The sequence below is a fragment of the Salirhabdus salicampi genome, assembly GCF_024259515.1.
Taxonomy (GTDB): domain Bacteria; phylum Bacillota; class Bacilli; order Bacillales; family Alkalibacillaceae; genus Salirhabdus_A; species Salirhabdus_A salicampi.
In genome coordinates, this window is sequence record NZ_JANBWE010000001.1 from 248,663 (window position 1) to 268,584 (window position 19,922).

At 37.1% G+C, this 19,922-nt stretch carries 22 protein-coding genes; 15 read left to right on the forward strand and 7 right to left on the reverse strand.

The window, feature by feature from the left end; genetic code table 11:
• Positions 1-241: 241 nt before the first annotated feature.
• The 5 genes from NLW78_RS01320 to NLW78_RS01340 form a co-directional block, all read right to left on the reverse strand.
• On the reverse strand, positions 242-1,192 hold the full coding sequence (locus NLW78_RS01320; RefSeq protein WP_254494497.1) for a metal ABC transporter substrate-binding protein: 951 nt from the start codon (positions 1,190-1,192) through the stop codon (positions 242-244).
• 45 nt (positions 1,193-1,237) lie between these two features.
• The gene (locus tag NLW78_RS01325) at positions 1,238-2,098 is read right to left on the reverse strand and encodes a metal ABC transporter permease (RefSeq protein WP_254496073.1); all 861 of its coding nucleotides are present in this window, start codon (positions 2,096-2,098) and stop codon (positions 1,238-1,240) included.
• Complete coding sequence (locus tag NLW78_RS01330) at positions 2,098-2,841, reverse strand: metal ABC transporter ATP-binding protein (RefSeq protein ID WP_254494498.1); 744 nt, start codon at positions 2,839-2,841, stop codon at positions 2,098-2,100. Before NLW78_RS01330 ends, NLW78_RS01325 begins: the two co-directional genes overlap by 1 nt.
• Positions 2,842-3,189: 348 nt before the next feature.
• Positions 3,190-3,366 carry an H-type small acid-soluble spore protein gene (locus tag NLW78_RS01335; RefSeq protein WP_254494499.1) on the reverse strand — a complete coding sequence of 59 codons (177 nt, stop codon included), beginning with the start codon at positions 3,364-3,366 and terminating at the stop codon, positions 3,190-3,192.
• Positions 3,367-3,473: 107 nt separating this feature from the next.
• Positions 3,474-4,718, reverse strand: coding sequence for an MFS transporter (locus tag NLW78_RS01340; RefSeq protein WP_254494500.1), 1,245 nt, complete (start codon positions 4,716-4,718; stop codon positions 3,474-3,476).
• 185 nt (positions 4,719-4,903) lie between these two features.
• On the opposite strand from NLW78_RS01340, the gene NLW78_RS01345 reads away from it, so the two are divergent.
• The 5 genes from NLW78_RS01345 to NLW78_RS01365 all read left to right on the forward strand — a co-directional run bounded on the left by NLW78_RS01345 (position 4,904) and on the right by NLW78_RS01365 (position 9,451).
• Entirely contained in the window at positions 4,904-6,649 is a 1,746-nt protein-coding gene (locus tag NLW78_RS01345; protein WP_254494501.1) for a carbon starvation CstA family protein, read from the forward strand.
• Positions 6,650-6,832: 183 nt separating this feature from the next.
• Positions 6,833-7,147: a hypothetical protein gene (locus tag NLW78_RS01350; protein ID WP_254494502.1), complete on the forward strand. Its 315-nt coding sequence runs from the start codon at positions 6,833-6,835 to the stop codon at positions 7,145-7,147.
• Between the two features lie 3 nt (positions 7,148-7,150).
• A complete protein-coding gene (locus NLW78_RS01355; protein ID WP_254494503.1) occupies positions 7,151-7,417 on the forward strand; it encodes a cory-CC-star protein in 267 nt (88 codons plus the stop codon).
• Positions 7,418-7,438: 21 nt separating this feature from the next.
• Complete coding sequence (locus tag NLW78_RS01360; protein ID WP_254494504.1) at positions 7,439-8,386, forward strand: ArsA family ATPase; 948 nt, start codon at positions 7,439-7,441, stop codon at positions 8,384-8,386.
• A gap of 69 nt (positions 8,387-8,455) precedes the next feature.
• On the forward strand, positions 8,456-9,451 hold the full coding sequence (locus NLW78_RS01365; RefSeq protein WP_254494505.1) for a zinc-binding dehydrogenase: 996 nt from the start codon (positions 8,456-8,458) through the stop codon (positions 9,449-9,451).
• A gap of 25 nt (positions 9,452-9,476) precedes the next feature.
• Here NLW78_RS01365 and trhA read toward each other — a convergent pair whose 3' ends face one another.
• Entirely contained in the window at positions 9,477-10,121 is a 645-nt protein-coding gene (gene trhA / locus NLW78_RS01370; RefSeq protein ID WP_254494506.1) for a PAQR family membrane homeostasis protein TrhA, read from the reverse strand.
• 250 nt (positions 10,122-10,371) lie between these two features.
• On the opposite strand from trhA, the gene NLW78_RS01375 reads away from it, so the two are divergent.
• The 4 genes from NLW78_RS01375 (at position 10,372) to NLW78_RS01390 (ending at position 12,783) form a co-directional block, all read left to right on the forward strand.
• Positions 10,372-11,178 (forward strand): cobalamin-binding protein, encoded by an 807-nt coding sequence (locus NLW78_RS01375; RefSeq protein WP_254494507.1) that lies wholly within the window; start codon positions 10,372-10,374, stop codon positions 11,176-11,178.
• A 123-nt stretch (positions 11,179-11,301) separates the two neighbouring features.
• Complete coding sequence (locus NLW78_RS01380) at positions 11,302-12,039, forward strand: AzlC family ABC transporter permease (protein ID WP_254494508.1); 738 nt, start codon at positions 11,302-11,304, stop codon at positions 12,037-12,039.
• Positions 12,036-12,329, forward strand: coding sequence for an AzlD domain-containing protein (locus NLW78_RS01385; protein ID WP_254494509.1), 294 nt, complete (start codon positions 12,036-12,038; stop codon positions 12,327-12,329). The genes NLW78_RS01380 and NLW78_RS01385 overlap by 4 nt, the downstream gene beginning before the upstream one ends.
• A gap of 67 nt (positions 12,330-12,396) precedes the next feature.
• The gene (locus NLW78_RS01390; protein ID WP_254494510.1) at positions 12,397-12,783 is read left to right on the forward strand and encodes a transporter; all 387 of its coding nucleotides are present in this window, start codon (positions 12,397-12,399) and stop codon (positions 12,781-12,783) included.
• A 97-nt stretch (positions 12,784-12,880) separates the two neighbouring features.
• Here NLW78_RS01390 and NLW78_RS01395 read toward each other — a convergent pair whose 3' ends face one another.
• Positions 12,881-13,756 carry a cation diffusion facilitator family transporter gene (locus NLW78_RS01395; RefSeq protein WP_254494511.1) on the reverse strand — a complete coding sequence of 292 codons (876 nt, stop codon included), beginning with the start codon at positions 13,754-13,756 and terminating at the stop codon, positions 12,881-12,883.
• Positions 13,757-14,032: 276 nt separating this feature from the next.
• Between NLW78_RS01395 and NLW78_RS01400 the strand changes: the two genes are divergently transcribed.
• The 6 genes from NLW78_RS01400 to NLW78_RS01425 all read left to right on the forward strand — a co-directional run bounded on the left by NLW78_RS01400 (position 14,033) and on the right by NLW78_RS01425 (position 19,910).
• Positions 14,033-14,275: a hypothetical protein gene (locus tag NLW78_RS01400; protein ID WP_254494512.1), complete on the forward strand. Its 243-nt coding sequence runs from the start codon at positions 14,033-14,035 to the stop codon at positions 14,273-14,275.
• Positions 14,276-14,360: 85 nt separating this feature from the next.
• On the forward strand, positions 14,361-15,854 hold the full coding sequence (locus NLW78_RS01405) for a methyl-accepting chemotaxis protein (protein ID WP_254494513.1): 1,494 nt from the start codon (positions 14,361-14,363) through the stop codon (positions 15,852-15,854).
• Positions 15,855-15,922: 68 nt separating this feature from the next.
• Positions 15,923-17,155, forward strand: coding sequence for an MFS transporter (locus NLW78_RS01410; protein ID WP_254496074.1), 1,233 nt, complete (start codon positions 15,923-15,925; stop codon positions 17,153-17,155).
• Positions 17,156-17,175: 20 nt separating this feature from the next.
• Positions 17,176-18,045: an SMP-30/gluconolactonase/LRE family protein gene (locus tag NLW78_RS01415; RefSeq protein ID WP_254494514.1), complete on the forward strand. Its 870-nt coding sequence runs from the start codon at positions 17,176-17,178 to the stop codon at positions 18,043-18,045.
• A gap of 120 nt (positions 18,046-18,165) precedes the next feature.
• Positions 18,166-19,554, forward strand: a complete 1,389-nt coding sequence (fumC, locus tag NLW78_RS01420; RefSeq protein WP_254494515.1) for a class II fumarate hydratase — start codon at positions 18,166-18,168, stop codon at positions 19,552-19,554.
• 143 nt (positions 19,555-19,697) lie between these two features.
• The gene (locus NLW78_RS01425; RefSeq protein ID WP_254494516.1) at positions 19,698-19,910 is read left to right on the forward strand and encodes an alpha/beta-type small acid-soluble spore protein; all 213 of its coding nucleotides are present in this window, start codon (positions 19,698-19,700) and stop codon (positions 19,908-19,910) included.
• The last annotated feature ends 12 nt before the right edge of the window (positions 19,911-19,922 follow it).

Here is a 19,922-nt window from a genome sequence, read left to right on the forward strand (position 1 = left end):
TACTAAAATATAATACAAACCAATGTTTAATCTTTTACATACTATTCTTCTCCAATAAATTACCTATAACACAATACAATTGAGAAAATATTATTAATAACGAAAATAGTTGTGGAATATATACGTTTTTATAATCTATTTTGTTAACGAATTCATAATAAAAAAGTAGCCCGTTTTGGAGTGTTATTTCAAAAAATGTACTCCAAAACTGAACTACTTATCATGAGTGGCACACCTTTTATTATTCAACGTTTGTTAACGCATCATAGATTGTATTCATATTCCATTCCATCATTTTAATATACGTATCACCATCAGCCCCAGGCTCCCCAAGTGAATCGGTGAAAAGTACTCCTTCAATTGGAACATTGGTTTCTCTTGATACAGTTTCCATCGGACGTGAATCAATACTCGTTTCTACAAATAATGCTTTGATATTATTTTCACGGATAATATCAACTACTTTCTTTACCTGTTGCGGGCTTCCTTCATTTTCAGCGTTGATTTCCCAAATGTAAGCTGCTTCAAAATCATAAGCATCAGAAAAGTATTTAAAAGCACCCTCACTTGTTACGAGAAAACGTTTTTCTTTCGGAATTTGGCTAAACTTTTCAACAGCATCTGCATGTAGTTGTTCTAATTGCGCAATATAGTTTTCAGCATTTTGTTCATAGTATTCTGTATTTTCAGGATCAACCTCGATTAGCGCGTCTTTTGCATTTTGTGTATAAACAATACCGTTGCGAACATCTAACCAAGCATGCGGGTCTTCAGCTCCTTTGTTCCCTTTTGATGTTAAAAGCTTTGCCTCTACCCCTTTACTCATTTGGTAAACAGGCGCATCTTCCCCATCTTTCCCAGTTGAAGAAAGAAGTTTTTTAAACCATCCATTTCCTGTTTCTAAATTTAAGCCGTTATAGAAAACAATATCTGCATCAGTTGTTTTTTGAACATCTACTGGTAACGGTTCATATTCATGGGGATCTCCTCCAATTGGTGCAAGACTGTGAACATTTACTTTATCTCCGCCAACATTTTTTACAATGTCATATAAAATGGAATACGTTGTGACGACCTCTAATTTTCCTTGTTCATCTTTATCTGACTGTTCCTTTTCTTCATTATTAGTACCACAAGCTGTAGCAATTACCATAAATAAACTCAAAAACAGAACCGTTAATGTCTTTTTCATGTTATATTTTCCTCCTAATTCCCTTAACAAATATTTAATATATCATTAATCTGCTATTGCAGATCGTCTTCGTTTTGTTTTGATCCATCTCCAGACTAACCCATATTTTGGCGAAAAGAAGAAAGCAATCGTAAATAATAAGGTTGCAGTTACAACAATAGTGGCACCTGAAGCTAAATTGTACGTAAAGCTAAAATACAAACCTACAATGGAAGAGAGAACACCAACACCAGCAGATATGAAGAGCATAATCCACAAGCGGTCTGTAAGCAGGTACGCAGTGGCTGCAGGTGTGATTAACATAGCTACAACTAACACAATTCCTACAGTTTGTAATGAAGCTACGGTTACCATTGTTAGTAAAGTCATAAGGGCGTAATGAATCATCCTTGTAGATAGCCCATATGCTTGAGCCATTGTCGGGTCAAAGGATGTAACGAGAAGTTCTTTATAGAACAAGTACACTGCTATAAGAACAATTAATCCGACGGTAAACGTTAACCACATGTCGGATGGTGTTACAGCTAGCACGTTTCCAAACAGGATGTGATATAAATCAGTACTACTTTTCATAAGTGTTATTAAAATAATTCCAAGGGCAAATGCAGCAGTAAATAAAATTCCAATAGAAGTATCATGTTTAATTCGGCTGTTTTGACTGACAAACCCAATTCCGATCGCTGTTAATACTCCAGTAAAAACAGCACCAAAGAAAAAGTTAATTCCAAACATGTAAGAAATCGCAACACCTGGTAGGACAGCGTGGGATATTGCCTCCCCCATTAAGGCCATCCCCCGAAGGATGATAAAACAACCAATTACTCCACAAATGATCCCGACCATTACTGATGTTAATAATGCTTTTTGCAAAAATTCGTATTGTCCGATTGCTTCAATAAAGTTCATCATACACTAACACCAACTTCTTCAAGGAAGGATAATTGTTCTTTGTAGGCTTTTACCATAACTTCAGGGCGGAATACTTGGTGAACATCGCCGAACTCAATCAATTCTTTATTGATAAGTATAAGTTGGTCAAAGTAGTTTTCCGCCTTACTTAAGTCATGATGAACAACGAAGACTGTCTTTCCTTCATTTCGTAATTCTTTTAATACATTAATAATTGTATTTTCACTTGAAATATCAACACCTACAAATGGTTCGTCAAGGAAGAAAATTTCCGATTCTTGTGCTAGGGCCCGTGCAAGAAACACCCTTTGCTGCTGCCCACCAGAGAGCTCGCCAATTTGTCGTTTTGCAAAGTCAGCCATTCCAACTTTTTGTAAACATTCGTATGCTTTTATTCGCTCCTTCTTTTTTGGACGGTTAAAGAGGCCAAGCTTCGGATACGTTCCAATTAAGACGGCATCTAACACAGTAATAGGAAAATCCCAATCAATGTCGTTACGTTGAGGCACGTAAGAAATTCCTTTTCTCACTTTATCTACGTTCTCTCCAAATATTTTCACGTTTCCTTTATCGATTGGAATTAAGCCTAATAAAGACTTAAGAAGTGTAGATTTTCCAGCACCGTTTGGTCCGATTATTCCAACAAGTTTTCCTTTTTCTATGGAAAAGTTTATGTCTTTTATTGCTTCATTTCCGTGATAGGAAACATGTAATGAGCTTACGGTTAAAGCATCATTCATTTTTACTCACCCCTTTTTAAATTAGATAAAGTAACAAAAGTTTACCGAGGGCAACTTTTTAGTAAAAATATAGGGAATAATTAATACAAGTAACTTTTTTAGAAATTAACCATCTAAAAATGTATTAACTATTCCTGTTTTGTTATAAAAGATGAAATCAATTGTAATATATGAAGGCACTATTTTTATTGTGCTTAATTTAAACGAATTTTTTGAGTAGGTAACAATAAGTTACCTCAAACAATAAAGTTTCCTTAATGCAAACTATAATAAATAATGAATAAATTGTCAATAAACAATTATCCTGAAAAACAACAATAAAGGAGTAGGTTCATAAACCCCTACTCCTTACTGCTCTTCTAACTTATTTAGTGGTACTTCTTCTTCTTTTTGAGGATCGTCCAGCGGATAAACGGTTGCAGTTTCATTATCATTTACGTTTTGTATGTAAATGGGTTCTCCGTTATACGTGACATTAATAATGTCAGGTGATTCAATTATTTCACGAGCACGTTGCATGTCCATTGCAATACCTCCTCATTGTTATTCATCATTAACATGATTACCTATTAGATGGAAAACTATTCTTAAAATTCCCATTTAATCGTCGAAAACAAGAGGAGGTCAGAATATCACTTTTGACTAGCTGATTTTTTCCGTAATTCCAAGTCAGGTATGAGCCTAAATAAGATAATAAAAGCTACCATTCCTGATCCGAAAATGAATGCGCTCATCATTTCATTACTTAAGAAAGATCCTAATGTGATAAACATGGAACTAATCATCATGGCTCCGTAAAACAACATTCCGTTAACGGCTAAATAGGCACTCCGTTTATCTTCTGTAGGTATGCTTGCTAAGTATTCCTGCTGAATCGGTACACGCATTAGCTCCCCGACCGTTGCAAAAAACATAAAAATAAATAACACCCATATGTTATTGGAGTAACTAACTACTGAATATCCTATTGTATAGACAACAATTGAAGATAATAAAGTTCTACCTTCATGATATTTTGTAATCCATCTCGTAATGTATAGTGTTAAAAGTACGACAATGATAGTATTTTCTGCTTTTAGAAATCCGAGCATTTCTACCCCGCTGAATGTAAAGTGGAAAAACGATTGTTCGGGCATTTCAGCATATAAACGCACAGCAATATAATTTTCTAAATGAAGTTCCAAAGATTGCAATAACATTCCAGCGAGGACAAAGGAAATAAATACTTTATCACTAGCTACTTCCTTATAGCTTGTATACATATGTTTTAAAACGTGTTTTTGTTTAGGTGCTTCTTTTACTTTTAAAGTTTCTTCAATAAAGAAAACTATGAGAAGGGTTGCTATTAATGTTGATACTGTAATGAAAATTAGCAATTCAAATAAATAATGTTGGAACATTAGGGCGCCTCCAATACTTCCAAGAGTAAAGGCTAAATTAAAGCTCCAATATATTAATGAAAAGACCCCTTTTCGTTCCTTCGGTTTTGTAATATCAATTAACATAGCTTCTGCTGCAGGGCCATCGAGGCCAAAAGAAGCCCCAATTAAAATCGTCATTACATAAGTTAATTCTGGTGATGTCATCCATGGAGAATTAGCTGCAGCCATAACAACAAAAGCTATAGTTCGAATAACTGCTGCAATAACCATTAACTTTTTGCGACCAACTAAGTCTGCATAATAACCACCATATAGGCCAACGAACATACCAATGCACACATTCATAAGCAATAAAAGGCCTGCTACTTTTGCACCGTAATGATTTGCAAAATATATAGCTAGGAAAGGCATAATTGCCCCGGCGATAATATCAGAGAAAAAAATGTGAGCAATGCGTACTTTAATATTTCGGTGATAATCCTTAAATTTTGTCATAGGACCTCCATCTATCAATCTATCATAGTAGTTAAACTATTCTAGCACAATATAAATCAACTTAATATGCAGACAATTCTAAATAGGAGCCTGAATAACAATTCAAAAATTCAGAAAATTAATTGACACCGTTTTCATTATTCATTAGGATAAAAGTAGTACAAATAAAAAGGAGGTAATCTGTTATGAGTGGTATTGTATTAGCAGCAATAGGTATGCTCGTTTTTGCACTTGGTTATCGTTATTATTCTAAGTTTATTGCTGAGAAGATTTATCGACTCGACCCGAATTATGTCACCCCTGCCCATAAATATAAAGATGGGGTAGACTTTGTCCCTACCAATAAATTCGTATTATGGGGGCACCATTTTACTTCTGTAGCTGGGGCAGCCCCTATTGTTGGACCAGCTATCGCCGTGTATTGGGGATGGCTACCTGCATTCGTATGGGTAGTTTTAGGTACTGTGTTTGCAGCAGGTGTCCATGACTTTGGTGCGTTAGTTTTATCAGTACGTAACAAAGGGCAATCTGTTGGTACACTGGCGAACAAGTTAATTGGAAACAGAGCAAAGGTTTTGTTCTTATTTATCATTTTGATTTTAGTCTTAATGGTTAACGCCGTATTTGCTTGGGTAATTGCGAGATTATTTACTCTATTCCCTGCAAGTGTACTATCTGTATTCATCCAAATTCCTTTAGCAGTTTGGATTGGATATAAGGTACATAAGAAAAGTGGAAACATGTTGCTACCTTCTCTTGCGGCATTAGCAACAATGTACTTTACGGCAATTTTAGCAAGTTATGTTCCAGCACTACAAATTGACTTTATTAAGTACTTCGGTGGCGAGGAGAACATTGTTGCTCTTGGACTGAATGGTGTCCAAATGGCATTCTTCGTCTGGATCATCATTTTAATGATATACGTTTATATTGCGTCTACGTTACCAGTATGGAAGCTGTTACAGCCGAGGGATTATATCAATTCCCATCAATTGATAGTTGGGTTATTGATTTTATATCTAGGGTTATTATTCTCTAACCCAACTGTTACGGCTCCAGTAACGAATTCTTCACCAGATGTACCATGGTTCCCGTTATTATTCATCACCATTGCATGTGGTGCCATTTCAGGATTCCACGGCTTAGTATCATCTGGTACTTCATCTAAGCAGTTAAATAAGGAAACAGATGCACGTTTCGTTGGTTATTTAGGGGCTGTTGGTGAAGGGGCATTAGCGCTAATCGCAATTATTGCGGTAGTTACCTATTTTGGTACAACAGCAGACTTCTCAGCGGTATACTCAAGCTTTGCTGATGCTGGAGGAAATGGTTTAGGTACATTTGTTAACGGTGCTGCTCAGCTAGCAACTGGTATTGGAATTCCGGAAACAGCTGCTGCAACAATTGTATCTGTAATTGTTGTAAGTTTTGCTGCCACAACTCTTGATACCTCTGTACGTTTAATGCGTTACATTTTGTCTGAATTAGGTGCAGAATACAACTTCCAACCATTAACGAAGAAGCACGTAGCAACAACAGTTGCAGTTGTATCTACTGCGGCACTTACATTGATTCCAGAAGGACCAAATGGTTTCGGTTCTGGTGGGTACTTAATTTGGCCACTGTTTGGTACTTCTAACCAACTATTAGCCGGTATCACGTTGTTGCTGATCTCAATTTGGCTGAAACGCCAAGGTCGAAATTACTTCTTCACAATTACACCGATGATATTCCTGCTGTTTATGACACTATGGGCTATGTTCCAGCAAGTGTTGTTCCAGTGGAACATCTTTACCGGTGGTGAATCAGCTGACGGTTTATTGTTCTCATTTGGATTAGTAATTTTAATCTTTGCTGTTTGGATTTTACTAGAAGCGTTTTACCTATTTACAGGAAAATCGCAAAATACAGATATTGACCAGTCAGTGTAATGTAATAAAGGCTATATGTTTAGGGATTGGGCTATCCAATCCCTCTTTTTCCTTTTTGTAGGTAGTCTTTCACTTATGCATTACAGGGAGGGGAAACAGGTGGCGGACATTTTGATTATCCGTATACTTGCTGGAATTGGTAGTGGTTGATGTGGAGGATTGTCTGATGAAGGGTTCATCAGTATGAAAGAAACCTTTAAAGAAAACCGTCTCCAACGAGAACGTGTGGGGAATATGTACCGAAAAATAAACGATATCTATAAAGAACAAATAAATATAGAATTGGTCGACCCGAGAAATCATTTATCGATTCTAGGCTACTTTTTTCGGCAAATGGCTAAAAGAAATCTTACTTTATGGGAAAGTGTACATTATCTTACTGTGTACATGAAAAATGGATCAATATTTATAAATGGAAAATATGTAACGAATACTCTCGTTGAATTAGAAGAGGAACTTTTACACGTTATTACTCAGCACATACAAGAAGGGGGCTAAACAATGGGCGATGGGAAATTCTCAATCAAAAAACTGTTCGAGTATTACGACGAAGTATTAAGCTTACCCCATCGGGCAGAGGTAGCACGTGAGTTAAGAGACGAAGATGACTTATTTTTGCTTCTTTTATTTTCCGAAATGCTAGGTGTACCAAATCCTGCATTCTACTATACGTTAGAATTATATCCAGTTATATTAGAAAAATTTCACGATTGGCATTTACGAATGGGAATGGATAAGTCACCGTTAAACGGTATTCGTTGCTGTTAATCGGATGATGAGGTGAAGCATATGACAAACATACTAGAAAAGAAAATTGTATTCGTAGGTGGAAAAGGTGGAGTTGGAAAATCGACTTCTGCTGCAGCATTAGCAATGGCATCTGCAAAGCAAGATAAAAAAACGTTACTTGTATCAACCGATCCAGCCCACAATGTTGGAGATATCTTTCATCAAGATATCGGAGGCAAGGTGAAAAAGATTCAACCGAATTTATATGCTTTAGAAGTTGATCCAGAAATAGAAACGAAGAAATATATTAGTACCGTAAAAAGTAATTTGAAAGATATGGTTAAGTCTACGATGATGGACGAAGTACACCGCCAACTTGATACGTTAACAACATCACCAGGAACGGAAGAGGCGGCTATGTTTGATACGTTAGTCTCCATTATTTTGTCGGAAAGTAAACATTTTGATTTGATTGTATTTGATACTGCTCCAACCGGACATACTGTTCGCCTTTTAAGTCTTCCTGAATTAATGGGAGTGTGGATGGACGGAATGTTAGAGCGGAGAAAAAAGATTAACGAAAATTACAGTCAACTGTTAAACGATGGTGAACCAGTTGATGATCCTATATTTGAAGTGTTACACGAAAGAAGAAGAAAGTTCGCGGAAGTGCGAGAGATCCTATTGGATGAAACGAAGACAGGTTTTATTTTTGTTTTAATCCCAGAACGTTTACCAATTGTGGAAACAGAGAAGGCGATAAAACTAATGGCGAATCATGAATTGCATATTAAACATTTAATTGTGAATAAAATTATTCCGCAAAATGTAGATGGGGAATTTATGGAAAAGAGAAGGATGCAAGAGCAAGACTATTTGAAACAAATTGATAATACGTTTATAGGACAAGAGATCTTAAAAATGCCATTGTTTGAGGAAGATATATCGAGTATTGAAAAGTTAGAAGTATTCTCTGAGCGCTTGAGAAGTTCTATGATTTCATATTAATATTTCTTGAGCTAGTCATCACGATTTATAAAATAGTACACGTAAAACAGAGTAAAGGGAGGAATCCTATTGAACGCACTTATTCATCATGGACCGACGGGATTAAGAGGAGTCAAATATGGAAAAATAGATGATGGACAACCAGGGAAACATGAAGTGAAAATAAAACTGAAAAGCGCTGGAATTAATCACCGTGACTTATTTGTCCCTAACCGAAGAACAGCTGAAGCCCAACCTTTAGTCCTCGGTTCTGACGGAGCAGGGGTAGTTGAAGAAGTGGGTGAAGAAGTTACGAATGTAAAGGTTGGCGATAAAGTAATCATTAACCCTGGAATTGGCTGGCGTAACAATAGTGATGCCCCACCGGAAGAGTTTGAGATATTAGGTTTCCCAGACCATGGGACATTTGCAGAGAACATTGTCATCAGGGCAGAGAATGTTGTACCAAAACCTTCATTTTTAACATGGGAAGAAGCGGGGGCATTACCGCTAGCGGCTTTAACTGCTTATCGTGTCTTGTTTTCAAGAGCAAACGCAAAAGCTGATCAGACGATTTTTGTTCCGGGTATCGGGAGTGGGGTTGCGACCTTTTTATTGCAATTTGCAAAAGCAATCGGAGCTCGGGTTATTGTAACGAGTCGACAAGAAGCTAAACTGCAAAAAGCGAAAGAAATAGGTGCAGACCGTGTCATTCATACAAACGACAACTGGGAACAACAATTAGCTGATGAGACAATTGATATTGTCATAGAAAGTGTTGGTGCTGCCACATTTAATCGTTCCTTAAGCGTATTACGAAAAGGAGGAACAATGGTCACGTTTGGAGCATCAGCAGGAGACGAAGTACAATTAAATATCAGATCCTTTTTTTACGGCCAATACAGCTTATTAGGGTCCACAATGGGAAGTCATGAAGAGTTCCTTGATATGTTAAATTTCATTGACAAGCATGAGATTAAGCCGATAATTGATTCTGTTTATCCGCTTTCGAAAGCATTAGAATCACTAAAGTATCTTGATAAAGGTGAACAATTCGGGAAAATTGTACTAGATCCTACGATATAAAAAACACTCCGACACGGAGTGTTTTTTACATTGGAAGAATAAAAAGGTAAATCATAAAGAAGTGGGCAACTGATCCGGCCATAACAAATAAATGGAAAATTTCGTGAAAGCCAAATTTATTAGGGAAAAAATCTAAAATCTTAAATGAATAAATTACACCACCAACAGTGTAAGCGAGACCGCCCATAATCATTAACATAATGGCTGTTGTTGGTAAGTTGTGAATAAGTTGGCCGAAAGGGATAATAGCGACCCAACCTAGACCAATATAAAATATAGTGGAAATTTTCCTCGGAGCGTGAATGAACCAAACTTTTAGTAGAATACCAATAATCGCTAATATCCAAACCGCTAAGAGCATCACCCATCTCCACGCACTTTCTAAGCCGTAATAAAAAACAGGAGTATAAGAACCAGCAATAAAAATATAAATAGAGATGTGATCAATTTTTTTGAAGATTAATAGTTTTTTAGGGGAAATGGTAACCCAGTGATAGATGGAACTCGCCCCATATAATAGGATTAAGCTAACTCCGTAAACGCACATGACTGTTAACTTAGAAGGTTCATTCCTTGATAGTACGATGAGGACAATCAACCCGACAATTCCAGCGATAAAGGTGATGAAATGGGTTAATGTGTTAATTGGTTCTCGCATAGTTAAATTCATCATTCACTCTCCTTATAGCTATTGCTACAATATGGTTAACACAAACCATACGGAACGGTAAAATAAGTATGGATGTCATTAAAAGTTATATAGAAAAGCTAATAAAGTCAATCAATTTTTCACTAATCTTATTTGTGGGGGGGGAAACTTTGAGTTTGCCTAGTCTCTTTTCTATATCCTCTTCTACCACAAAACAGTTTATTGTCTTGAAGTGGGATTGTACTCAATTGTTCAAAAGGAGTGTCATGTGATGAGGATTGTTTCCATATGTCCAAGTAATACGGAGATTGTACATTATTTAGGCTTAACGGACAAGTTAGTAGCTGTGGACGATTATTCAGATTGGCCAGAACAAGTCCAACATCTACCAAAAGTTGGTCCAGACTTAAATATTGATATAGAAAAGGTGGAACAGCTTAAGCCTGATCTCGTTATGGCTTCCTTAAGTGTTCCAGGTATGGAGAAGAATGTGCAGGCATTAAAGGAAAGGGGGATTCCTTATATTGTATTAAATCCGAACTCATTACAGGAGATTGGCGACGACATAATTACGGTAGGGAAGTATACAGGTACAGAGCCGAGAGCTCGTGCGGTAGCGAAGAAATATTTTGCGTTTCTCCATAAATATAAGCAGTATGCAGAAGGGATACAACGTCCCAAAAGTCTATATTGGGAGTGGTGGCCAAAACCAGTTTTCACCCCCGGAGGTCGAAATTGGTTAACAGAGGTTAGTATCCTTGCCGGTGGCAAAAATGTATTCGCTGACGTGAATCAAGCTAGTGTGCAAACAACGTGGCAAGATGTATACAATCGAAAACCGGATTATATTTGTATGATTTGGGTAGGGGTTCAGACCGATAAGATGAATCCAGAACTTATGAAAAAACGTGAAGGCTGGAACTCTCTACATGCAATAAATAAAGGGAACATACTTGTGTTGGACGAAGATTTATACTGTCGTCCATCTCCACGTTTGTTGCAAGGAATAAGTAAAATTTCTGCTTTATTACATCCGAACATATTCCCGGTGTATACAGGTAAAGACCCGTTGTTATAGATTCATAAAAAGCGGCGGTTAGTAATCTGTAAAATAATAAACTTTCATTATGAGTCTTCTCAAACGAGCGTAAATCTTATATAATAATATCAATTTTGTAATTGTGATTGGAAGGGTTTGTAAATGGAAGCAAAATCGATCGATAATACGTATGCAGAGCCAACAATCCTTTCTGCTATAAGACAAGGTGCATTGGCAGGTTTTCCGCTGTTTCTTGGTTATTTGCCGATTGCAGTTACATATGGTGTGCTGGCATCCCAGTCTGGTTTAAGCTTATTGGAATTAACGTTAATGAGTGTTCTTGTGTTTGCCGGGGCTGCACAATTTATGGGAGCTAATATGATTGCAGGTGGTGCTTTATTTCTTGAAGTTGTCATCGCAACATTTGTATTAAACTTCCGTCACTTTGTCATGAGCTTATCTTTCATGAACAAACTTCAGCCATTACCGTTTAAATGGAAGTTTTTCATGTCCTTCGGGTTAACCGATGAAACGTTTGCTGTTTCCACACTAAATTCCAGTGAAGCGAAAAAACCTTATGGCCATTATTACTATGCAACATTAATTCTCGTCTCTTATTTTGCATGGATTGGTGGTTCATTTCTAGGTGGAGTATTGGGAGAAATCATCCCAAACCAACTAAGTCAAAGTATGGGGATTGCTCTATACGCAATGTTTATCGGGTTACTAATACCATCAGTAAAAAAAGAATGGCGCGTCGGTTTCATTGCAATAGTCAGTATGCTCTTGAATTTTGCCCTTGTAAATGTGAATGTAAGTGACGGGTGGGCAATTGTCATTGCAACAGTTGTAGCAAGCTTTTTAGGTGTCTTTTGGTTAAAGGAGGAAAATAAACAATGATAATGGCCATTATTATTGGGATGGCAGTTGTAACGATGGTTCCTCGCTTTATCCCAGCATTTATTGTAGGGAAAGTTTCATTTCCAAATTGGGTAAATCGATGGTTGAATGCGATTCCCTATGCAGCTTTAGGAGCGCTTATCTTCCCGGGAATCATGAACGTCATTCAAGATCAACCTTTTATTGGTTTAATTGGAGGAATTGTTGCGGTTTGTATCGCCTTTTTTGAGGTGAATGTCATTTTTTCTGTTTTAGGTGCAATTGTTACCGTCTATTTACTAACAATGTGATGAATGTCACCATTTTCCACCTCTTACATAGGCTATAATGAAGCCAAATAGAGGGGGATGTATCGCAATGAACGCCCAAAACTTTCCTCAACAACCATTTGATCCATTTTATCAAATGTTTCAACCGCCGACAGGCGTTCCATATGGTCCACAGCAGCCAATGCAATTACCGTCTCCACCGACAGGCATGCCAGGACAAGGACTTGATTTTCCAGGCCAATTTGGTTCATTCGAAGGTGGAGGGCCCACAATACAAGCCGTGGATCCAGAATCCTTTTATGGATGTCTACGTAGAATCACTTTTGTTCGATTAACCAACGGTAGCCGTTTCTGGTTTTACCCCGTTTTTATTGGAAGGAGATCTGTTGCAGGATACAGATGGAGCAGCCGTGTGCAAAGGTGGGTATATACAGGTTTTGATACGGAACTTGTTGAATCGTTCCAATGTTATTAAAAAGAGTCACTGCTGATGAGCAGTGACTCTTTTCTTGTAATGAATCTAGATCACAATAAACAGTATTTTTTCGTATCTAATAAGAGTTAGTTCAGTATTATGTTTTCTTTTTGTAGGGTTCTATATGGATATGAGCATGTGTTACACCAAATTCATTATCTAAGTAATCCTCGACATTATCGGAAATTTCATGGCTTTCTTCTACTGTCAAGCTTGGATTAACTAATATCGTTGCCTCAACTAAGATGTGCTTTCCATGTTTGCGTGCCTTAATATCTCGGACTTTTTTGACTCCTTGTACTTCCTGAATACTTCCTTTAATATTTGTTAACTCTTTTTGATCAAAACCATCTGTAAGAGTATGACTGGCATCCCTAAATATTTCAAAGGCTGTTTTACAAATAATCAGCCCAACAATTACCCCCGTAACAGGATCTAACCAGTACGCTCCAAATTGTGCCCCAATAATACCCACAAATGCACCAAAACTAACTAAACAGTCCGATAAATTATCCTTTGACTGAGCATATAAAGAACTACTTTGAATTTTACGGGCGAGTTGAAGGTTATATCGATACACTCCGAGCATGACAAAAGCACTAGCAATAGCTGTATACGCTGTTAACATGGATGGCGTACTTGTTTCACCATTTAGTAATGTTGAAACTGTATTCCAGACAACTTCAATACCTACCGTAATCATGACAAATGCAGCAACTAATGAAGCGATCGATTCAGCCCTCGTGTGACCATAATGATGATCACTATCAGGTGGTTTTCTCGAAATCTTGAGGCCAATTAATACGGCAACAGATGCGACGATGTCAGTGGCATTATTAAGACCATCTGCACGTAAAGCCTCCGAGTCTCCAATGTAAGCTACTATTAATTTTGCGGTAGCTAAGACTAAGTACGCTGTGATACTTAACCAAGCACCTTTTTCTCCGCGTTTCAAATGTTCATTTTCGTTCATTAAACATTTCCTCCGTTATTTCACAATAGCAACATATAGCGTATCAAATTATATACAACGAAGTCCACAGTCAAAAGAAAACAATTCGTTTTACATAGTCTTAACCCAATCTCATTTTGAAAAACATGAATATATTTTTATTATGGGGTCGTTGGGACGAAGGTTTAAGGGAGAAACAATTATATTCATAATTAAGAAAATAAAAATATTCAGAATATATTGAAAAATAATCCGTTATCATTGATAATAGAAAAAAGGAGAGAAGGGGGAATTTTGATGAAGAAACAAAAGTCCTCGTATTCTTTAATGAAATTTGGGCCGAGTTCACAAAAACGGTTCGTAGCAAGACGTGAAATATCTTATGAGTTGAAACTTTCAGCAAGATTAGTCCTTGATGAGTTAGTGTATAAGTGGAATAAGGTGTATTTTGAACAAAAGATGAATTATGCGTTAGATAATGGTGACAAGGCTGAGTTTATGAAGTGGGCAAAACTTTATGAACCATATACTTGGGAATAATTAACTGCCTAATTTAGGCAGTTTTTTTTGGTGAAGAGGATTTATTATGTTTCGTAAGGAATCTATAGTGGGGAGGTTTATAACAATGGGTATATCTTTTTATGAAAGTAATATTAGAAAGAAGCAACAACAATTATTGCTTCGTTTACTATTATTTGCAATTATAATTGGTCTTATAGCTGAGGTCATTGTCGGTGCTCCAATTATAAATATGGTCGCAATCGGAATGATTGGACTTAGCTTTTATTCTGTTGTTTTTTTACTTTATCTCAATAATAGATACACATCTTGGATACCTTATATTTCGCTTATTGGAATTACTGTTGTATCAGGAATTATTATACATAGTTCAGATTACATAACCAATATGTTATTTCCATTCTTTTTATTAGCAACAGCTGCGATGTCGGTTTCTCTTAAGGTTTTGACATCTGGAGCTTTATTAGGAATAGGACTATTAGCGTATTTTGTCATTCATAGTGACGAAGTCTCTACTATTGGTTCACGAGCTATCTTTATAACATTTATTTTCTTCACCCTCGTGTTTATTGTCCTTCTCATGCAAGTTGTCATGTCAAAACAGTTATTACACCATATAAAAGGTTCATTACATAAGACAGAAGTTCTTTTACAAAAGCAACGGAAACAAAATAGGCAGGTAAAAAAAACAGCAACTACCGTTCACGAATCAATTGCAAGTATCGATAAATCAAGTAAGAGTCACACAAATGCTTTAATGGAAATGGGGCAATCATTTAAAGAAATTGGTAGTGCTGCCGATACTCAAGTTTATTCCGTATCTAATATTACTACACTAACGAGTGAATCAAATGCCCGAATAAATCAAATGATTACCTCCTTTCAAAAGCTGGCACGCCATGGAGAAAAAGTGTATCAATCAACAGTTGAAAGTGAGCAGTCAATTGATCAATTAAGCATAATGATGTCCGAATTCCAACAATCATTTCATACAATGGAAGAAAAGATGGGAACATTATCAGATCAAATTACAGAGGCTACGCAATTCACTGGAATTATTGAAGACATTGCAGCTCAGACAAACTTACTCGCATTAAACGCGAGTATAGAAGCAGCTAGAGCTGGAGAATCAGGAAGAGGTTTTGCAGTTGTTGCAAAAGAGGTTCGAAAATTAGCAGACTTTTCAAGTGAAACAGCAAAGGAAATTAATGAACGGTTAACTAGCATTAACAAAATTGCTAAAGAAACCGACGATAGAGTGAGTAAAAACGATCAACGGTTGACGGAAAATTTAATCGTAATTCAAAAGGTAGATGGAGAGTTGAGGCATATTAGGTCAAACATACGAGATTTTATAAATCATTTGAACAATTTTGGTCATGAGGCTAAAGCTATTCAACATTCATCCGCAGGTATCGATGAATCTGTAAATGAATTGGCTTCAATTATAGAGGAAACAACCGCGATTTTAGAGGAGCTTCAAGCCATGGTAGAAACACATATGGAGAATCAAGGTGGTCTAATGGATGAAATCGAAAAAACGAGTGAAGCGGTTAATAATTTAGAGGAGCAAACCAATATAATATCTTCTAGCCGATAAAAAGGTTTTGAAGAAGGAATGAAAGCGTGGGGAAACGATTGAATAAAAAAGCAATAAGAAGTTGGGTCATGTATGACTGGGCAAATTCGGCATTTGCTACAACAATTATGGCTGCAGTACTTCCTGTTTTTTACCATGACTACTACGCCGCGAACTTATCCAATCATTTAGCAACAAGTTACTGGGGGTACACTCAATCAATTGCTGTCTTTATCGTAGCAATGCTCTCACCGATTTTAGGTGCCATTAGTGACTTTTCTGCAGCGAAAAAGCAGTTTTTACGTTTCTTTGCCTATATGGGAATTATCGCTAGTATCATGCTTGCATTTGTAGGAGAAGGACAATATATATTTGCATCCTTATTAATGATAATTGGAACGGTCGGGTTCTCAGGAGGGAATATCTTTTACGACGCTTTTTTACCAGAGATTGCGAATAATGAGGAAATTGATAAGATATCAACATCAGGCTATGCTTTTGGGTATATCGGTGGTGGTCTTCTCCTAGCAATCAACTTAGCAATGATTATGAAGTATGAGTGGTTCCGTTTTCCGAACGCAGAAATTGCTGCAAAGGCAGCTTTTGTAACAGTAGGATTATGGTGGTTTTTCTTTTCCATTCCGATGTTTAAACATATTAAAGAAGAACGATGTAAAAGAGAAAAGCGTAAACGTTCTTACGTTGCCATAGGGTTTCAAAGGGTTGGAGAGACATTTAAAACATTACGCCATTATAAACAACTGTTATTATTTTTATTAGCCTTTTGGATGTATAATGATGGGATTTCTACAATTATCAAGATGGCGACCATTTATGGACGTGAAATAGGAATTGACTCCACCGACTTAATTGCCGCCTTGTTAATCACCCAATTTATTGGGATTCCTTTTACATTTTTATTCGGTTGGTTAGCCGGTAAATGGAAACCGAAAAAAGCCCTCACGTTAGCGTTATTTATTTATATGGGCATCGTGATTTTAGGGTACTTGATGACAACAGCTCTTCATTTTTATTTATTGGCGATGTGTGTTGGAATTGTGCAGGGTGGTGCCCAGGGGTTAAGTCGATCCATTTACGGAAGGATGGTACCAGAACATAAACGGGCAGAGTTTTTCGGGTTTTACGGGGTATCATCTAAGTTTGCAGCAATTTTTGGCCCATTTATGTTTGCGTTTATCGGACAATTAACAGGTTCAAGTCGATTAGGTATTTTATCTCTCGTTTTCTTCTTTATTGGCGGCATGATTTTATTACAATATGTTGATATCGAAAAAGGAGAACGAGAAGCGGCAAATATATAGAATACAATGAGGTGTTTTCTATGCCATTGCAAATCGCTAGTCAAGCACTAGCAGAATTAGGAGAAAGTCCCTCTTGGGATAGCAAGCATAACAGGCTATTTTGGGTTGATATTACAGGAAGAAAGTTGTTTATGCTTCGTAAGAAGAAAAGACCTATAACGTATAACCTAAATCAATTTGTTGGAGCGGTTGTCCCCCGTAATAAGACGAGTGTTGTCGTAGCACTCCAACACGGTTTTTATTATTTTCATTTACGTACAAATAAGCTAGAACATATTGTAGACCCAGAATCACATCTCGTTGATAATCGGTTTAACGATGGCAAGTGTGATCCTAAAGGTAGGTTTTGGGCCGGAACAACAGATTCAATTGGAATTGACCAAAAAGGAGCATTATATTCGTTAAATAAAGATTTACAAGTGTCAAAGAAGGTAGACAAGGTTAGTACATCAAATGGAATTACGTGGTCACCTGACTATCAATTTATGTATTTTATTGATACGCCGACGAGGAAGGTTGTACGATTTCAATTTGACCTTAAAACGGGTGACATTTCGAATCAGAAGGAAATAATACATATACCTGCAAAAACAGGTGTACCTGATGGAATGACGAGTGATGAAGAAGGAAAGTTGTGGATAGCACATTGGGGTGGTTCTGTTGTATCCAGGTGGGACCCAGTTAACGGGAAACTCCTAGACTATATTGATGTCCCAGCGGTAAACGTAACATCTTGTATATTTGGTGGACAACAACTGAAAGAACTGTTTATCACAACAGCGAGAATTCGTACAAGTGAAGAGGATTTGGAAAAATTCCCAAATGCTGGTTGTGTATTTAAAGTGAACTTAGGTATAAAAGGACTTCCTTCGTTTTCCTTTGGAGGATAAGAATCGTAATTAATTACGATTTTTTTTGTATGATTCTTATTGTGAAAAAGTAGGCAATTTTCTAAACTTTTGGTATGGTTAAAGGGGAGATTATTTAAGGATGAAAGAGGAGGAAGTTACATGGACTACCGGATTGAGAGAGATACACTAGGCGAAGTAAAAGTACCGCAGGAAAAATATTGGGGGGCACAAACACAAAGAAGTAAGCAAAACTTTCCTATCGGAAATGAGCTTATGCCAATTGAAATTGTTAAGGCATTCGCAATCTTAAAGAAAAGTGCTGCTAATGCAAATGTTGAACTTGGTTTGTTAGAAGAAGAAAAAGCCAAAGCCATTTCCTATGCAGCGGATCAAATTGTGGACGGTAAAATTGATGGCCATTTCCCACTTGTTGTTTGGCAAACAGGTAGTGGAACTCAATCTAATATGAATGTGAATGAAGTGATTGCGTTCGTCGGTAATGAGTGGCTAAAAGAGCAAGGAAAAGAGACAAGACTACATCCAAATGATGATGTAAACAAATCACAAAGTTCAAATGATACTTTCCCTACAGCGATGCATATAGCTGCTGTTATAAAATTAGAAGATGTTGTATTACCTGCTTTAACAAAATTAAAACAAACATTACAAGAAAAAGCAGCTAAGTATGCTGACCTTGTTAAAATTGGTCGGACACACCTACAGGATGCTACACCTTTAACGTTAGGACAAGAAATTAGCGGTTGGCATCGTATGTTAGAGAAAACAGATAAGATGTTAAAAGAGAGCCTCGAACATATACGTGAACTGGCTATTGGCGGAACAGCAGTTGGGACGGGTTTAAATGCTCACCCGGATTTTTCTGTAAAAGTATGTGAAAACATTGTGAGATACACTGGCAAGCAGTTCGTATCTGCTAAAAATAAATTCCATGCGTTAACGAGTCACGATGAGCTTGTCTATGCACATGGTGCGTTAAAAGCGCTTGCTGCAGATATTATGAAAATTGCTAATGATGTTCGTTGGCTGGCAAGCGGTCCTCGTTGTGGAATTGGAGAGATTACAATCCCAGCGAATGAACCGGGAAGCTCCATCATGCCAGGAAAGGTTAACCCGACACAGAGTGAGGCTGTTACAATGGTAGCTGCTCAAGTAATGGGTAACGATGCAACTATCGGTTTTGCAGCAAGCCAAGGGAATTTTGAATTGAATGTATTTAAGCCGGTTATTGCATATAACTTCTTACAGTCCTCTCAGTTATTAGCTGACAGTATTGAGTCTTTTAATGACCGTTGTGCTGTTGGTCTAGAACCGAATGAAGAGAAAATTAATCAATACTTAAATGATTCATTAATGCTTGTAACGGCATTAAATCCACACATTGGGTATGAGAATGCAGCTAAGATCGCAAAAAATGCGTTTGAAAAAAATATTACATTAAAAGAATCAGCCATTGAAACGGGGTTATTAACAGAAGCCCAGTTCGATGAATTTGTAAACCCTGCAAATATGACTTCACCAAATGTGTAAGTGAAAACCCTTCGGTTTAGTTTTAGGCCGAAGGGTTTTAAATAGGAAATGAACTGGATATACAAAAAAAAATTACCAATAAATTTTCGTAATATCATTTCGGAATCCTGCCTAAACTATGGATACACAGGAGGTGATAAACAATGCCAAGTAACAACAGCAATAACTCAAACAACCTTTTAGTTCCTGGTGCACAACAAGCACTTGATTCAATGAAGGTTGAAATTGCACAAGAATTTGGCGTTCAACTTGGTGCCGACACAACTTCTCGTGCTAACGGGTCTGTCGGTGGAGAAATCACTAAACGACTAGTATCTATGGCTCAACAACAAATGGGTGGAACACAACAACAATAATGATGGCTTCAA

What these genes read in the sequence shown, in the direction of transcription:
- NLW78_RS01320 (WP_254494497.1), bottom strand. Translation starts at nt 1,192, where the DNA reads ATGAAAAAGACATTAACGGTTCTGTTTTTGAGTTTATTTATGGTAATT.
- NLW78_RS01325 (WP_254496073.1), bottom strand. Translation starts at nt 2,098, where the DNA reads ATGAACTTTATTGAAGCAATCGGACAATACGAATTTTTGCAAAAAGCA.
- NLW78_RS01330 (WP_254494498.1), bottom strand. Translation starts at nt 2,841, where the DNA reads ATGAATGATGCTTTAACCGTAAGCTCATTACATGTTTCCTATCACGGA.
- NLW78_RS01335 (WP_254494499.1), bottom strand. Translation starts at nt 3,366, where the DNA reads ATGGACATGCAACGTGCTCGTGAAATAATTGAATCACCTGACATTATT.
- NLW78_RS01340 (WP_254494500.1), bottom strand. Translation starts at nt 4,718, where the DNA reads ATGACAAAATTTAAGGATTATCACCGAAATATTAAAGTACGCATTGCT.
- NLW78_RS01345 (WP_254494501.1), top strand. Translation starts at nt 4,904, where the DNA reads ATGAGTGGTATTGTATTAGCAGCAATAGGTATGCTCGTTTTTGCACTT.
- NLW78_RS01350 (WP_254494502.1), top strand. Translation starts at nt 6,833, where the DNA reads ATGAAAGAAACCTTTAAAGAAAACCGTCTCCAACGAGAACGTGTGGGG.
- NLW78_RS01355 (WP_254494503.1), top strand. Translation starts at nt 7,151, where the DNA reads ATGGGCGATGGGAAATTCTCAATCAAAAAACTGTTCGAGTATTACGAC.
- NLW78_RS01360 (WP_254494504.1), top strand. Translation starts at nt 7,439, where the DNA reads ATGACAAACATACTAGAAAAGAAAATTGTATTCGTAGGTGGAAAAGGT.
- trhA (WP_254494506.1), bottom strand. Translation starts at nt 10,121, where the DNA reads ATGAATTTAACTATGCGAGAACCAATTAACACATTAACCCATTTCATC.
- NLW78_RS01375 (WP_254494507.1), top strand. Translation starts at nt 10,372, where the DNA reads ATGAGGATTGTTTCCATATGTCCAAGTAATACGGAGATTGTACATTAT.
- NLW78_RS01380 (WP_254494508.1), top strand. Translation starts at nt 11,302, where the DNA reads ATGGAAGCAAAATCGATCGATAATACGTATGCAGAGCCAACAATCCTT.
- NLW78_RS01385 (WP_254494509.1), top strand. Translation starts at nt 12,036, where the DNA reads ATGATAATGGCCATTATTATTGGGATGGCAGTTGTAACGATGGTTCCT.
- NLW78_RS01390 (WP_254494510.1), top strand. Translation starts at nt 12,397, where the DNA reads ATGAACGCCCAAAACTTTCCTCAACAACCATTTGATCCATTTTATCAA.
- NLW78_RS01395 (WP_254494511.1), bottom strand. Translation starts at nt 13,756, where the DNA reads ATGAACGAAAATGAACATTTGAAACGCGGAGAAAAAGGTGCTTGGTTA.
- NLW78_RS01400 (WP_254494512.1), top strand. Translation starts at nt 14,033, where the DNA reads ATGAAGAAACAAAAGTCCTCGTATTCTTTAATGAAATTTGGGCCGAGT.
- NLW78_RS01405 (WP_254494513.1), top strand. Translation starts at nt 14,361, where the DNA reads ATGGGTATATCTTTTTATGAAAGTAATATTAGAAAGAAGCAACAACAA.
- NLW78_RS01410 (WP_254496074.1), top strand. Translation starts at nt 15,923, where the DNA reads ATGTATGACTGGGCAAATTCGGCATTTGCTACAACAATTATGGCTGCA.
- NLW78_RS01415 (WP_254494514.1), top strand. Translation starts at nt 17,176, where the DNA reads ATGCCATTGCAAATCGCTAGTCAAGCACTAGCAGAATTAGGAGAAAGT.
- fumC (WP_254494515.1), top strand. Translation starts at nt 18,166, where the DNA reads ATGGACTACCGGATTGAGAGAGATACACTAGGCGAAGTAAAAGTACCG.
- NLW78_RS01425 (WP_254494516.1), top strand. Translation starts at nt 19,698, where the DNA reads ATGCCAAGTAACAACAGCAATAACTCAAACAACCTTTTAGTTCCTGGT.